We start from the raw sequence: 14,355 nt of genomic DNA, 5'->3' as shown, positions 1-14,355 counted from the left end.
TACTAGCTCGTGGCGATCCACGTGGCCCGAGCGGCGGCGATCTTCGTGCCGTCCGGTGCGTAGATCGTCGAGAGCACCATCGCCTTGCGCCCCGCGAACTCGGTCGCCTCGCCGACGACCACGCAGGTCGACCCCGGCTCGGGCAATGCGTCGGCGCTCACCGCGATGCGTCCCAGCACGTACGTGCGTCCGTGCTGCAACGCCGTCCAGCCACCGGGACAGTCGAGCGCGGCCCAGACCACCGGCAGGTCGATCTCGGCGGGCACGACCCAGGGCGCGGCCGTACGCCCGTCGGGCAGTGGACCGGAGAAGATGCGCAACCCGTCGGGCCGCTCCGGGCCGCAGACGTAACACGTGGGGAAGGGGTGCCGGATGAAGCCGGGGTACGAGTCGGCGGCCACCTCGGCCGTGGCCAGCCCGACCGGTCCGACCGCCGGGATCTCGCCCGCGGCCTCGGTCACCGTCGCCACCAGCGTCTCGCCGTCGAGCACCGAGCCGTCGGCATAGCTCAGGGGCGTCTCGAGCGGCGGCGGCACCCGCAGGGTCACCTCCAGCGCCGGCCCGCCCACCCGGGCTCCGGCCTGAGCTGCGAACATGCCCGCCGACCACCCGCCGTTGCCGGATTCGGGGGGCCCGTTGAAGGTTCTTGGAATCTCCATGCGTGGAAGGCTCGCACAAGGCGTTCATTTTGTGGACATGCTTCGCCACCTGACGCGACATTCCATCGGCAGGTGTCGCGCTTACACACATCACATGGCTGTTCTTCTGACCGCCGCCGCCCCCACCGGGACCAGCGGCTACACGCTTCTGATCGCCGACGACCAGAGCCAGGTGGCCGCCGCCCAGCGGCTGCGCCACGACGTCTTCGCCGCCGAGATGGGCGCCACACTCACCGGCGCCACCGCCGACGGCCGTGACGCCGACGAGTTCGACGACTACTGCGACCACCTGATCGTGCGCGACGACGCGACCGGCGACGTGGTCGGCACCTACCGGATGCTTCCTCCCCGCGCCGCCGACCGGGCCGGCCGCCGCTACGGCGACGGCGAGTTCGACCTGAGCGCGCTGAGCCCCCTGCGTGACCAGCTCGTCGAGACCGGGCGCTCGTGCGTGCACCCGGACCACCGCACCGGCTCGGTGATCAACCTGATGTGGGCCGGCATCGCCCGCTACATGCACCTGAACAACCTGCGCTGGCTCGGCGGCTGCGCCTCGGTGCCGCTCGACGACGGCGGCGCGACCGCGGCCGGCGTCTGGGCCCGCGTGCAGGCCAAGCACCTGTCGCCGCCCACCCTGCGGGTCACTCCGCGGCGCGACTGGCTGGCCGGCACCGACCTGGTCGGAGACCCCAAGACGCAGCCACCCGCGCTGCTCAAGGGCTATCTGCGGCTGGGCAGCTGGGTCTGCGGACGGCCCGCGTTCGACCCGGACTTCAACTGCGCCGACTTCTACGTGCTGTTCTCGATGGACCGGCTCGACCCGCGCTACCGCCGGCACTTCCTGGGGGCCACCCGATGACCGGGCTCTGGCAGCCGGTGTCGGACTGCGGCGACCATTGCCGCGACGGCGCCGACCGCCACGCCGCCCCCGGGATCACCGCCCTGCGCATGGTCACGCTCGGGGTCGTACTCGTCGGGGGTCTGCTTCTGGCTCTTGTGCTGCGGGGCGTCGCCCTGCGTGGTCTGGCCCGCACGATGCTCGCCGTTCTCGGCATCCGGGTCGAGCGCAAGGGCCCGGCGATGCGGCCGGGCAGTCTGCTCGTCGCCAACCACGTCTCCTGGCTGGACATCCTGGTGCTGATGGCGGTCTCGCCGGTGCGGCTGGTGGCCAAGGGCGAGGTCGGCTCGTGGCCGGGCATCGGGTCGCTGGCCGGGCTCTCCGGCACGATCTTCATCGAGCGTTCGCGCCCGAAGACGCTGCCAACGACGGTCGCTGAGGTGGCCGAGGCACTGAGGGCGGGCCGCACGGTCGCCGCGTTCCCCGAGGGCACCACGTTCTGCGGCGTCAACCAGGGCCGCTTCCGGCCGGCGCTGTTCCAGGCGGCTATCGACGCGGGCGCTCCGGTGGTGCCGGCCTCGATCCGCTACGACTCGACGGCGGTCGCCTTCATCGGCGACGACACCCTGCTTGATTCCGTACGCCGAGTGGCCGCGCTACGGTCGCTGACGGTTACCCTCGTGACCGCCCCCGCGCTGCGGCCCGCCTCCGGCGCCGACCGCCGGATGCTGGCCCGCGCGGCCCAGTCGTCGATGGGAGTCTCCGGGTATCGTCTGGCCGCCTGAGCTCGGAGTGTGTGAGCTTACAGAGAACTTTCAGCTTCCATGCAGGCAAGCTGCAGCGGACTGATAAACAATGGGCCGCATGGCCGCCCAGACCCAGCCCAAGCAGAGCGAGGCGAAACTGCTCGTCGTCGAGGACGACGCGAACATCCTCGAGCTGCTCTCCGCCAGTCTTCGCTTCGCCGGCTTCGACGTGAGCACCGCGACGAGCGGCAGCGCGGCGGTCAGCGCGGCGAAAAACACCACCCCTGACCTCGTCGTTCTCGACGTCATGCTGCCCGACCTCGACGGTTTCGAGGTCATCCGGCTCATGCGCGAGGGGGGCCAGCGCACCCCGGTGGTCTTCCTGACCGCCCGCGACGGCACCGACGACAAGATCCGCGGTCTCACCCTGGGCGGCGACGACTACGTCACCAAGCCGTTCAGCCTCGAGGAGCTCACCGCCCGCATCCGGGCGGTGCTGCGCCGCACCACGCAGGGCGACGACGAGCCGTCGCGCCTGGTCTTCGCCGACCTCGAGCTCGACGAGGAGACCCACGAGGTCTACCGGGCCGGTCAGCGGGTCCAGCTCTCGCCGACCGAGTTCAAGCTCCTGCGCTACCTCATGCTCAACGCCAACCGGGTGCTCTCCAAGGCGCAGATCCTCGACCACGTGTGGAAGTACGATTTCCGCGGTGACGACAACATCGTGGAGTCCTACATCTCCTACCTGCGCCGCAAGGTCGACAACGTGCAGCCTCGCCTGATCCATACCCTGCGCGGCGTGGGCTACGTGCTTCGCAAACCCGCGGTCTGAGCCCCGCCGTGACGCTCACCGAGCGGGTCCGCAACTCGATCCCGCCGCAGCCCAGCCTGCGTCAGGTGTCGCTGCGGATCAAGCTGGTGGCAGCGGTCCTGGTGCTGGTCTTCGCCGCGCTCACCGCGATCAGCGCGGCCAGCACCTATGCGTTGCACAACTACCTGCTCGACCGGGTCGACTCCTCCCTCAAGGCCTACGCGCAGACCATCGCCCAGGCCAGGTACAACACCGAGGTCACGGTCCCGGGCGATTTCTACGTGTCGACCTCGTCGATCTGGGGCGTGCGTTCCGACAAGCCGTTCGTGGGCGATGACTCGCTCGGTCCGGAAGACTTCCCGCCCCTGGTCAAGGGCCTCGACGAGGTCAACGCCGTGCTCGGCGAGCCCTACACGGTGCGCTCGCCCAACGGCAACGTGCACTGGCGTGTGGTGATCGTCGTCGACCAGAACACCCAGGTCATCCAGGTCGCCGAGAAGCTGTCGGTGATCGGCCTGGCGGTCAACCAGATGGTCTGGGTCGACCTGCTCGTCGGCATCGGCGTGCTGATCGCGCTCGCCTCCATCGGCGCCGCGATCGTGCGGCAGAGCCTGGTGCCGCTGTTACAGATCGAGCGAACCGCCGCCGCCATCGCGGCCGGCGACCTCACCCAGCGCGTGCCCGACCCCGAACCGCACGGCGGTGAACCCACTACGGAACTGGGCCGGCTGGCGCGTGCCCTCAACGCGATGCTGGCCCAGATCGAGGCCGCGTTCAGCGCGCGGGAACAGTCCGAGGCGGCGGCCCGCGCGGCCGAGGCCTCGGCCGTCGAGGCGGCCGACGCCGCCCAGCTCTCCGAGGCCCGCGCGGTGCGGTCCGAGGGCAAGATGCGGCAGTTCGTGGCCGACGCGTCCCACGAACTGCGCACCCCGCTGACGACCATCCGCGGCTTCGCCGAGCTCTATCGCCAGGGCGCCGTGACCGACCCGGAAGACGTCGCCAAGCTGGTGCGCCGCATCGAGGACGAGGCCGCTCGCATGGGCCTGCTCGTCGAGGACCTGCTGCTGCTGGCCCGGCTCGACCGGGAACGCCCGCTCACTCTCGGCCCGGTCGAGTTGCCCGTGCTCGCTCTCGACGCGGTGCAGGCCGCCGAGGCGATGGCTCCCGAGCGCACCATCGAGCTCGAGGTCCGCGACCACCCCGACCGGCTCGTGGCCTACGGCGACGACGCCCGTCTACGGCAGGTGATCGGCAACCTGATGACCAACGCGCTGGTGCACACCCCGCCCGAGGCCACCGTCTCGCTGCGGCTCTATGCCGAGCCGGGCGACCGGGCGGTGATCGAGGTGTCGGACACCGGGCCGGGCCTCACGCCCCAGCAGAAGGCACACGTCTTCGAGCGGTTCTACCGTGCCGACGAGGCCCGCACCCGGCGCACCGACCGGGCGGCGACCGGCACGGGGCTCGGGCTGGCGATCGTGGCGGCTATCGTCAGGTCGCACCAGGGAACCGTCGAGGTGATCAGCGAACGCGGCGAGGGGGCGACCTTCAAGGTCACTCTGCCCACGTTGAACCCGGACAAAGGGTTCTCAGAAAACATCCAGGGCTAGCACAGGTCTGACCGAGCGCGACGGGGCAAGGTTGTGGGCATGAACGAGAACGAGACCGACCCGCGACCCGCGGACGCCTCCACGGAGAGCAGCAGCCCGGACCGGGGACAGTCTGAGCAGCCGACCGCCGCGCAGCCCGCTGTTCCGCCGCCGGCCGCGCCCGCCGCCCCGCAGTGGGGCCGGCCGGCGCCGGAGGCTCCCCACCCCGCCGCGGCCCAGCCGGGTGTTGTTCCCCCGTCGGGTGTTCCGTCAGCCGCGCCGCAGTCCGCGATCCCCCAGTCGGGCGTCCCCCAGTCCGGCATCCCCCAGTCGGGCGCGCCTCAGTGGCAGCAACCGTCCCCCTGGCAACACGCGGGCTATCAGCAGCCCCAGCACCCGGGTTACGGCCAGCAGGCTCAGCCGGGTTACCCGCAGCAGCCCACCTACCAGCCGGGTTACGCCAGCGCCTGGGCGCCCGGCACACCGCCGGCCCAGCCGCTCGGCGGCACGACCCCGACCCAGCCACTCGGTGGCACGACGCAGACCCAGCCGCTCGCCGGCGCCGAGGGTCAGGCCTGGGGCGAGGGCCAGGCCTGGTCGCCGGGCGCCGGGGGCCAGCCGGGCTGGGCTCCGGGCTCCGACGGGCAGCCCGTGTGGGCTCAGTCCGTCGACCAGCAGCCGCGGGGCAACGGCCGCGGCCGCAAGATCTTCCTGGCCGGCGCGGCCGCCGTGCTGATCGCGCTCGGCGCGGGTGGCGTCGGCGCCGCGACCGCGCTCGCCTTCGACGACGGCGGCCGGTCGCCCTCGGTGCAGACCGGCAACTCGTCGGTCTCCCGTGTGGTCGACCGTTCGTCGCTGGCCCAGATCGCCGCCGCCGTGCAGGACAGCGTCGTGTCGATCACCACGGGCAGCGGTGAGGGCTCCGGCGTGGTGATCTCCGCCGACGGCTACATCGTCACCAACAACCACGTGGTCTCCACCGCGCAGGGCAGCAACGTCACGGTGATCTTCGCCGACGGCAACAAGGCCGACGCCAAGATCGTCGGCACCGACCCGCGCACCGACCTCGCCGTGGTCAAGACGTCGGGCCTGTCGAACCTCAAGGCCGCTACCTTCGGCAGCAGCGCCAAGGTGCAGGTCGGCGACACGGTGCTGGCGATCGGCAGCCCGCTCGGCCTGGAAGGCTCGGTCACCGCCGGCATCATCAGCGCGAAGGACCGCACCATCCAGTCCGGCGGTGAGGACAACCAGCAGAGCCCGTTCGGCGGTCAGCAGCAGCAACAGCAGGGCTCGACCACCTCGATGTCCGGCCTGCTGCAGACCGACGCGCCGATCAACCCGGGCAACTCCGGCGGCGCCCTGGTCAACGTCAACAGCGAGGTCATCGGCATCAACTCGGCGATCGCCACCCAGGGCGGCAGCTCGGGCAACATCGGTCTGGGCTTCGCCATCCCGAGCGACAAGGCCCGCCAGGTGGCCGACGACCTGATGGCCGGTAAGAAGGTCAGCCACCCGGCGCTCGGCGTCGGCGTGGCCGAGGCGGAGAACGGCGGCGCCCTGGTCAGCCAGGTCACGCCCAGCAGCGCCGCGGCCAAGGCCGGCCTCCAGCAGGGCGACGTGATCACCTCGGCCGACGGCAAGAACATCAACGACGCCAACGACCTGATCGCGGCCGTCCAGTCCGGAGCGGTCGGCCAGAAGATGACGATCGAGTTCACCCGCGGCGGCGAGAAGAAGCAGGTCACGGTCACGTTGGCCGAGGCTCAGTAAAACTTTGCCCCTTTCGGTGCGGCGGGTGGTGTGACAAGGGGGTTGTCACACCACCCGCCGTACGTTTGTCCGGGGCTATTTGCCGAAATCGGGAGAAAACGGGGTTCTTCGGCACCGGGGACTCGCCATTGTGCTCACTGACCGCCTAATCTGCCATTCGCCATCGGCGGTTCCCCCAGCAGTGAGAGGCACCAGTTGACGTACGTCGAGACCCGGATGAACGTCTGGGAGGCGCTGGCGGGTCGCGCACCCGGAGAGCCGTCCGGCCCGGCCGACCCCGGGCTGTGGGGAGCGGTCGTCGACCGCCTCAATCCCACCAGTGCCCGCCCCGTGCTGCGCGCCGGAGTGGAATACGTCCAACTCGTCGACGCTCGCGGCGGCCTCTACATCATGCTGCGCTCGCCCAGTGACGGCGACCGTTCCAGCTATCTGCGGCTGACTCTCGACGAGTGGGAGCTCGCACTGCTGATGGACGGCGAGCACACGGTGGCCCGCCTCGTCGCCGAGTTCGCCCGCATCGCCGGCCGCCTCGCCCCCGACCAGGTGCGCCGCGTGGTGGCCGACCTGGCCGGCAACCGCATGCTCGACGAACTGCCGATGGATGCCTTCCGCCCTCTGCAGGAGCTGCGGCGCCGGGCGCTGCCCGAGCGGGTCGGCCACTCGCTGCTGGCCGCCGCCCGCGGTCGTCGCATGCTGATGGTCAACGTGGACGGTCTCGCGACCGCCCTCTACCGCGCCGGTGGCCGGTTGCTGTTCACCAAGGCCGTCGCGGTTCTCACCGTCCTGATCGCCGCGGTCGGCCTCGGTCTTTTCGTGGTCACCTGGTCGCGGGGCAGTCGCTCGCTCTTCCTCACCGGTGACTCCTATCTGGCCGGTGCGATCACGTTAGTGCTACTCAACGCCGTCGTCGTCGGCGTCCGGGAGTATGCGCGGGCGATGGCGGCCAAGCGCGCCGGCCGTGAGGTGCCGGCCGCCGGCTTCCTCGTCTGGTTCGGACTGCCCTCGCTCTTCGTCGACACCAGCGACGTCTGGATGGCCGGCCGCCGGGCCCGCATGCTGGTCTACGGCGTCGGCCCGGTCAGCGCGTTGCTGCTCGGCGGGGTCGCCCAGCTCGCCGGCCTGGCCGTCCCCTCGGGCGCCGACCTGGCCTTCAAACTCGCCTTCCTGTGCTACCTGAGCGCCTTCGTCCACCTCAGCCCGCTGCTGCCCCTCGACGGGCAATATCTGCTGATGAACTGGCTGGAGCTCCCGCAGCTCCGCAACCGGGCGCTGGCCTGGGTGAGCGGACGGTTGCGGGGCCGCCCGCCGCGCTGGGGCAACCTCGACCGCGAGGGGCGTCTCGTCGCCCTCTACGGCTTCCTGGCCCTCTGCTGGCTCGCCGTCGCCGTCAACGTGGCCGTCCGCATCTGGGAGGACCGGCTCTCCGGCCTGGCCACCGGGCTCTGGCACGACGGCCCGCTCGGTGTCCTGCTGCTGTTCGCCGTCACGCTCGGCCTGGCCGCCCCGGTCGTCTATTTCCTGCTCGGCCGGTTCACGCGCTGGTGGACCACCTCCCGGCTGAAGCGCGCCGAGAACGACCGCGAGGCCGACAGTCCGCGCCGTCTGGCCGCACTGCAGGCGTCCGAGCTGGGCGGTCTGCCCGAGCCGGCGCTGCAGGGCCTGGCGTCGCGGGCCCGCTGGGTGCACCCGCCGACCGGCCGCCAGATCGTCGCGGCCGGCGGCGCGCAGGAGGCCGTCTACGTCGTCGTCGAGGGCGCGCTCGAGGCCCGCCGTCCGGGTGACCCGCCCGGAACGATCCGCCACCACGTCGGCCCCGGCGCCGTCGTCGGCCTGGTCAACGCGATCACCGGCCGGGCCACCCAGCTCGACTGGCACACCGCCGGCACCACGCTGCTGTCCATCCCGACCGCCACGGTGGCCACTGTGGTCGGACCGCTGCCCGGTCCGCCACCGCACGACCGCGCCGAGGCCGAGGCGCTGTTCGCCGACACCCCCGCCCTCGCCGGTCTCGCCGTCGACCAGCGGCTCGCCCTGATCGCCTCGTCCCACCCGGTCGACCTCGACCCGGGCGCGCCGGTGATTCTGCCCGGACCGACCCACGCCGTGGTGGTCGAGTCGGGCGTGATCGCGCTGCCCGACGGCGTCGAGCTGCGCCGCGGCACCCTGGTCGGCCCGGTCGGCGACGGCAACCCGGGCATGGTCGCCCAGACCATCACCCCCGTACGCCTCTGGGTCCTGCCCGACGCGTCCGACGTACCGCCGCTGGTCGGGGCCACCCACCGGCCCGGCTCGCCGATGCCGGTCGTCGCCGCGAAGGGCACCCTGCGCCCGGGCGCTCCCGGCGGCGGCACCTATCCGCCGCTCACGCTGCCGCCCGGCCCGCCCACGGGCGACGGCAACCCCGAGGCCGACCGTCGTTTCGAGCGCGGCCTCACCTGGTCGGTCGCCGGTGTGCTGACCGTGGCTCTGGTCCTGACCGGACTGTCGTTCCGAGCCGGCCCGGCCTGGGCTGAGATGCCCGCCGACAAGGTGTTGCTCGTAGTCGAGGCGGGTCCGGTCACCGCGACCCTCGACGGCGTCCCCAGCAATCTGTCCGCCGGTGCGCGGCGCTACATCGATCAGGGCGAGACGGTCACCGTCACGTCCCGGTCGTCGGCCACGCTGACGTTCCCGGGCGGGGCGACCGCGCTGCTCTGCGCGGGCGCCAAGGCCGGCATCGGCAAGCTCAGCACCGGCGGCGGCCGCGATCAGAGTCCGCGGGCGACGATCTCGCTGCAGAGCGGCCGCATGCTCGCCGGCACGGGCAGCACCAGCGGAGCGTACGAGCCTCTTGCTCTGACCATCGAGCGCAGCACCAGCAAGGTCACCAGCACCGGGCCGGCCTGGTATTCGGTCGAGCCCGCCGCGGTCACCGTGTCGCGTGGATCGGTCGCTGTGGACGGCAAGCCCAGCAAGGTCACCGGGGGCGATCTCGCGTGCGGCGACGGTGTGCCGGTCGAGCCGCCCGCGTCGAGCAGTGCCGAGCCGGAGGAGCCGCTGCCGTCCGATCCGGAGCTGAGCGATCCCTCGATCGAGCCGAGCGTTTCGACGTCGCCGAGCGGTACTGTAGTCACGCCGTCACAGACCGTTGACCCGACCGTCGATCCAACTCGCACCACCCGGCCGACGACCGCCCCCGCCACGACCAGGCCGACCACGGCTCCGACGACGCGTCCGCCCATCAAGACGCCCACGAAGCCGACGACGACGCCGCCCACCACCCCGCCGACGACGCCACCCACCACGCCGCCGCCGACGCCTGACCCCACTCCGACGCCGAGTTCCGGCGAACAGTGACGGGAGGCGCCCCGGTGGCGTCACCCCGTCCGGAGGTTCGATGCTCTGCTGGTTCTGTGCCGAGTCGGCGCGGGCGAGCTGCCGCTTCTGCGGCCGCGGCGTCTGCGCCGAACATGCCCGCTTCGGGCCCTACCTGCTGCAGGTGAGCCGGTCCGAGACGCGGCGGCGGGCGGAGGGACTGGTGGTGGACGACGCGGTGCAGTGCGGCACCTGCCGGCCGCGACCACACGCCGTGGCGATGCCGGAACTGGACTGAACCTCATATGGTCGAGTGATGGTTCGACACGACGGCGATGACGACCTGGGCGCCTGGTCCGAGTTCGGCACGGTGACCGCCATGGTCGCCGGGCGTCTCGGCGAGGATCTCGGCAGCGACGTGCAGACCGGCTTCGGCGACCGGCCCGACCTCGACGGCCTGCCCGAGGCCGGCCTGGGCGGGGCCGGCCTGGGCGAGGCCGGCCTGGGTGCCTCGGCGGCCGGGGTGGCGACCGAGCTCGCCGCCGAGCTGGCCCCGCCCAAGGGCTACGACAACGAGGTGGACGCCGACGGCGACGGCACCCACGACGAGGCGACCTATCGGGGCCGCGCCGACGGCGGCGTCGACATCCTGGTCGACGTGAACGAGGACGGCCGCGTCGACTTCGTCGGCACCGACACCGACCTCGACAACCGGGTCGACTACGCCGACTACGACAAGGACCGCGACGGCGTCTTCGAGAAACGCCTGATCGACGACGACGGCGACGGCTTCCTGGACCGAGCGGTTTGGCTGCACGAGGGCAGCTGAACCCCCGTACGCGTCGCTTTTGGGGGTTTTCTGCCGAGAGCGGATTCGCCCTCAGGGGAATCGCTGGGAGCCGCGGGCCTGCCTGGGGAGACTGGGTAGCGTCGAACGGCCGGTCGGGTGACAGGCCCCGAGGCTAATGCGAGAGGGTGTTGTCATGAGTGTTGACGAGTTGACGATGCGCGGCGGTGGCGGATCCTTCGATGACCAGGTGTTCGAGCGGCTGCTCCGGGAGCGGATCATCTTCCTCGGCAGTGAGGTCAACGACGAGGTGACCAACCGCATCTGCGCACAGATGCTGCTGCTGGCCTCGGCCGACAGCGAGAAGGACATCGCGCTCTACATCAACTCGCCCGGCGGCTCGATCAGCGCCGGCATGGCGGTGTACGACACGATGCAGTACATCAAGAACGACGTGGCCACGATCGCGATGGGCATGGCCGCCTCGATGGGCCAGTTCCTGCTCTGCGCCGGTGCCCCCGGCAAGCGGTACGCCCTGCCGCACGCGCGCATCATGATGCACCAGCTCTCCGGCGGCATCGGCGGCTCCGCGGCCGACATCGCCATCCAGGCCGAGAGCATGCTGCACATCAAGAGCGTGATGAACGAGCGGATCGCCTTCCACACCGGCCACACGCCGGAGGAGATCGAGCGCGACTCCGACCGTGACCGCTGGTTCACCGCCGACCAGGCCCTGGAGTACGGGCTGGTCGACCACGTGATCACCAAGGCCAACCAGGTCGGGAACAACCCCTCCCTGGTCTGACCGTCTTCGGGCAACGGGCGTGCGGGGTTTCCCGCGCGCCCGTTGTGTCGTCCGTGACAGTTCTGGGTACAGGAGTTTCATCCCCCGACCTGTCAAGGAGGTGCTGACGTGAGGCTCCCGACGTTCTCTCGCCAGTCCACGAGCGATACGACGGAGACGCCCGACCGCCCGGCTCCGACCGGCACGGGCACCGTCGCGCGACCCCGCGAGGACAACACGACCGAGGTGCGCCCTGGTCCGGTGCAACCGCGCCGTGCTGACACCCTGAACGACCTGCCCCCGGTGCCGAAGGCCGGCCCGCCGCCCGCTCCGGTCCGCCCCACGGGCACCGCGGCGGTCGACCATGACGTTCCCCCCGCCGTCGGCCCCCGGCCTCGCGCCAGCCTGCTCGCCACCCTGGGTCTGATTCTCGGTGTCGCTTCCGTGCTGCTCGTGCTCTCCGGACCGCTGCTGGGCTACGGCATCGCCGTCGCCAGCCTGGCCCTGATCCTGTCGCTGAGCGGTGTGCACGCGACCGGCAAGCGGCACGTCGCGGGCAAGACCGATGCGCTGCTCGGCCTGGTCTTCTCGCTGGGCGCGATCGTGCTCGGCGTGCTCGCGCTGACCGGCTCGCTGCCGTGGCTGGGCACCGACGTGCCGGCCGTGACCAACGTGCGCGACTGGCTCGACGCCCGGATCGTCGACCGATTCTGACGGTTTACTCCCGGCAACTGTCGGGTAGTAGACGTTCGCGCCCGGCACCCGGGCGCACTGATCGGAACCGGGACCTTCGGTCCCGCCCCGGAACCGTCCGGCGGTGCGCCGGCAACATTGCTCGCCGAGGGTGGCCTGGTTCAGGCCACCCTCGCGGCGTGTTCACAACGAATCGCTGCTCAGCCCCCCGATCACGCAATGATCGAAAGCAGCTTGCAGGGTTGAACTAAGGCATTCGACGGCCCCACCCCTCTACCGTTTCAGCCATGACGACCACGGCCTCGCCGCGCCGATACCTCATGTGCCGGCCCACCCACTTCGCGGTGACCTACCGCATCAATCCGTGGATGGACCCCACGGCGCCCTACGACAACGCGCTCGCCGTTCGCCAGTGGGAGACCCTGCGCCAGACCTACCTCGACCTGGGCCACACGGTCGAGCTGATCGAGCCGCTGCCGGGGCTGCCCGACATGGTGTTCTCGGCCAACGGCGCCACGGTCGTCGACGGCCGCGTGCTCGCCGTCCAGTTCCGCGACGCCGAGCGGGCCGACGAGGCCCCGGCCTACGCCGCCTGGTTCCGCGAGAACGGCTTCGAGGTGATCGAGCCGAAGCACACGAACGAGGGCGAAGGTGACATTCTGCTCGTCGGCGACATCCTGCTCGCCGGCACCGGCTTCCGCACCGCGCACGCCTCGCACGCCGAGACCCAGGAGGCCCTGCACCGCCCGGTGATCTCCCTGCAACTCGTCGACCCGTCGCTCTACCACCTCGACACGGCCCTGTGCGTGCTCGACGAGACGAACGTGGCCTACCTGCCCGCCGCCTTCTCGCCCGGCTCCCAGGCCGTCCTGCGCCAGCTCTTCCCGCACGCGGTGATCGCCGATGCGGAGGACGCGGCGGTTCTCGGCCTCAACGCGGTCAGCGACGGTCGTACGGTTGTGCTGCCGGTGCAGGCCACCCACCTCGCCGCCGAACTGCGGGCGGCCGGCTACCAGACCGTCGGGGTCGACGTCTCCGAGCTGCGCAAGGCCGGCGGCGGACCCAAGTGCTGCACGTTGGAGGTGCGCTCGTGACATCAGTGGACATGCGGACGCCCGGCGAACTCGTCGAGGCCGAGCGCTACACCGCGCACAACTACCACCCCCTGCCCGTCGTGATCACCGAGGGCGAGGGCGCCTGGGTCATCGACGTCGACGGCCGCCGCTACCTCGACTTCCTCGCCGGCTACTCGGCACTGAACTTCGGGCACCGCCACCCCGGCCTGATCGCCGCCGCGCACGCCCAGCTCGACCGCATCACGCTGACCAGCCGAGCGTTCGTGCACGACCAGTTCGCCGACTTCTGCCGGTCGCTGGCCGAGCTCTGCGGCAAAGACCTGGTGCTGCCGATGAACACCGGCGCCGAGGCCGTCGAGACCGCGATCAAGGTCTCCCGCAAGTGGGGCTACCAGGTCAAGGGCGTGCCCGACGGCCAGGCCGAGATCATCGTCGCCGCCGACAACTTCCACGGCCGCACGACCACGATCGTCAGCTTCTCGACCGACCCCGACGCGCGCGCCGACTTCGGCCCCTACACACCCGGGTTCAAGATCGTCCCGTACGGGGATGAGGTTGCTCTCCGCGAGGCGATCACCCCGAACACGGTCGCCGTGCTGCTGGAACCGATCCAGGGCGAGGCGGGCGTGCTGGTTCCGCCGGCCGGCTACTTCGCCGCTGTTCGCGCCCTCTGCGACGAGCACAACGTGCTGATGGTCGCCGACGAGATCCAGTCGGGCCTCGGCCGCACCGGGCGCACGTTCGCCATCGAGCACGAGGGCGTCGTCCCCGACATGTACGTCCTGGGCAAAGCCCTCGGCGGCGGCATCGTGCCCGTCTCGGCCGTGGCCGCCAACCGTAACGTGCTCGGCGTCCTGAAGCCCGGCGAGCACGGCTCCACCTTCGGCGGCAACCCGCTGGCCTGCGCGGTCGGCGGCGAGGTCGTGCGCCTGCTTGCCACCGGCGAGTTCCAGCGCCGCTCGGCCGAGCTGGGCGACCGCCTGCACGCCCGCCTGAACGCGCTGATCGGCCACGGCGTCATCGCCGTCCGGGGCCGAGGCCTGTGGGCCGGCGTCGACATCGACCCGGCCCTGCTCACCGGCCGCGAGGCCTGCGAGCGCCTGGCCGAGCGCGGAGTCCTCGCCAAGGACACCCACGGCTCAACGATCCGCCTGGCCCCGCCCCTGGTCGTCACGGCCGACGAGATCGACCACGCGGTCGACCAGCTGGCCGCCGTCCTCCGCGACTGACGGCACGCTCACCGATGTAGGGCTTCCCGCTCTGGGAGGCCCTACATTTCTTTTACGCCGTGGTGTTCGAGAACCTCAG

General features: G+C 71.3%; 13 protein-coding genes. 12 read left to right on the top strand and 1 reads right to left on the bottom strand.

Annotated elements, in window-relative coordinates:
* Window positions 1-2: 2 nt before the first annotated feature.
* Window positions 3-659 carry a hypothetical protein gene (locus EER30_RS02255; RefSeq protein WP_127497744.1) on the bottom strand — a complete coding sequence of 219 codons (657 nt, stop codon included), beginning with the start codon at window positions 657-659 and terminating at the stop codon, window positions 3-5.
* A 94-nt stretch (window positions 660-753) separates the two neighbouring features.
* Here EER30_RS02255 and EER30_RS02250 point away from each other — a divergent pair, with 94 nt between their 5' ends.
* The 12 genes from EER30_RS02250 (at window position 754) to rocD (ending at window position 14,276) form a co-directional block, all read left to right on the top strand.
* On the top strand, window positions 754-1,518 hold the full coding sequence (locus EER30_RS02250; protein ID WP_127497742.1) for a GNAT family N-acetyltransferase: 765 nt from the start codon (window positions 754-756) through the stop codon (window positions 1,516-1,518).
* Window positions 1,515-2,282, top strand: a complete 768-nt coding sequence (locus EER30_RS02245; RefSeq protein WP_127497740.1) for a lysophospholipid acyltransferase family protein — start codon at window positions 1,515-1,517, stop codon at window positions 2,280-2,282. Before EER30_RS02250 ends, EER30_RS02245 begins: the two co-directional genes overlap by 4 nt.
* A 79-nt stretch (window positions 2,283-2,361) precedes the next feature.
* Entirely contained in the window at window positions 2,362-3,075 is a 714-nt protein-coding gene (locus EER30_RS02240) for a response regulator transcription factor (protein WP_127497738.1), read from the top strand.
* Window positions 3,076-3,083: 8 nt separating this feature from the next.
* The gene (locus EER30_RS02235) at window positions 3,084-4,664 is read left to right on the top strand and encodes a sensor histidine kinase (RefSeq protein ID WP_127497736.1); all 1,581 of its coding nucleotides are present in this window, start codon (window positions 3,084-3,086) and stop codon (window positions 4,662-4,664) included.
* Window positions 4,665-4,703: 39 nt separating this feature from the next.
* Window positions 4,704-6,413, top strand: a complete 1,710-nt coding sequence (locus EER30_RS02230) for a trypsin-like peptidase domain-containing protein (RefSeq protein ID WP_127497734.1) — start codon at window positions 4,704-4,706, stop codon at window positions 6,411-6,413.
* Between the two features lie 195 nt (window positions 6,414-6,608).
* Window positions 6,609-9,749, top strand: coding sequence for a cyclic nucleotide-binding protein (locus EER30_RS02225; protein WP_127497732.1), 3,141 nt, complete (start codon window positions 6,609-6,611; stop codon window positions 9,747-9,749).
* A gap of 40 nt (window positions 9,750-9,789) precedes the next feature.
* Window positions 9,790-10,005 carry a hypothetical protein gene (locus tag EER30_RS02220; RefSeq protein ID WP_127497730.1) on the top strand — a complete coding sequence of 72 codons (216 nt, stop codon included), beginning with the start codon at window positions 9,790-9,792 and terminating at the stop codon, window positions 10,003-10,005.
* 18 nt (window positions 10,006-10,023) lie between these two features.
* Window positions 10,024-10,536, top strand: coding sequence for a hypothetical protein (locus tag EER30_RS02215; RefSeq protein WP_127497728.1), 513 nt, complete (start codon window positions 10,024-10,026; stop codon window positions 10,534-10,536).
* A gap of 154 nt (window positions 10,537-10,690) precedes the next feature.
* A complete protein-coding gene (locus EER30_RS02210) occupies window positions 10,691-11,299 on the top strand; it encodes an ATP-dependent Clp protease proteolytic subunit (RefSeq protein WP_127497726.1) in 609 nt (202 codons plus the stop codon).
* A gap of 108 nt (window positions 11,300-11,407) precedes the next feature.
* The gene (locus tag EER30_RS02205) at window positions 11,408-11,992 is read left to right on the top strand and encodes a hypothetical protein (RefSeq protein ID WP_127497724.1); all 585 of its coding nucleotides are present in this window, start codon (window positions 11,408-11,410) and stop codon (window positions 11,990-11,992) included.
* A gap of 266 nt (window positions 11,993-12,258) precedes the next feature.
* Window positions 12,259-13,065 (top strand): dimethylargininase, encoded by an 807-nt coding sequence (gene ddaH / locus EER30_RS02200; RefSeq protein ID WP_127497722.1) that lies wholly within the window; start codon window positions 12,259-12,261, stop codon window positions 13,063-13,065.
* A gap of 11 nt (window positions 13,066-13,076) precedes the next feature.
* On the top strand, window positions 13,077-14,276 hold the full coding sequence (gene rocD, locus EER30_RS02195) for an ornithine--oxo-acid transaminase (RefSeq protein WP_127499281.1): 1,200 nt from the start codon (window positions 13,077-13,079) through the stop codon (window positions 14,274-14,276).
* Window positions 14,277-14,355: the final 79 nt, after the last annotated feature.

Source organism: Actinoplanes solisilvae, from assembly GCF_003999975.1.
GTDB classification, from domain to species: domain Bacteria; phylum Actinomycetota; class Actinomycetes; order Mycobacteriales; family Micromonosporaceae; genus Actinoplanes; species Actinoplanes solisilvae.
This window is presented reverse-complemented; position numbering and strand designations above follow the sequence as displayed.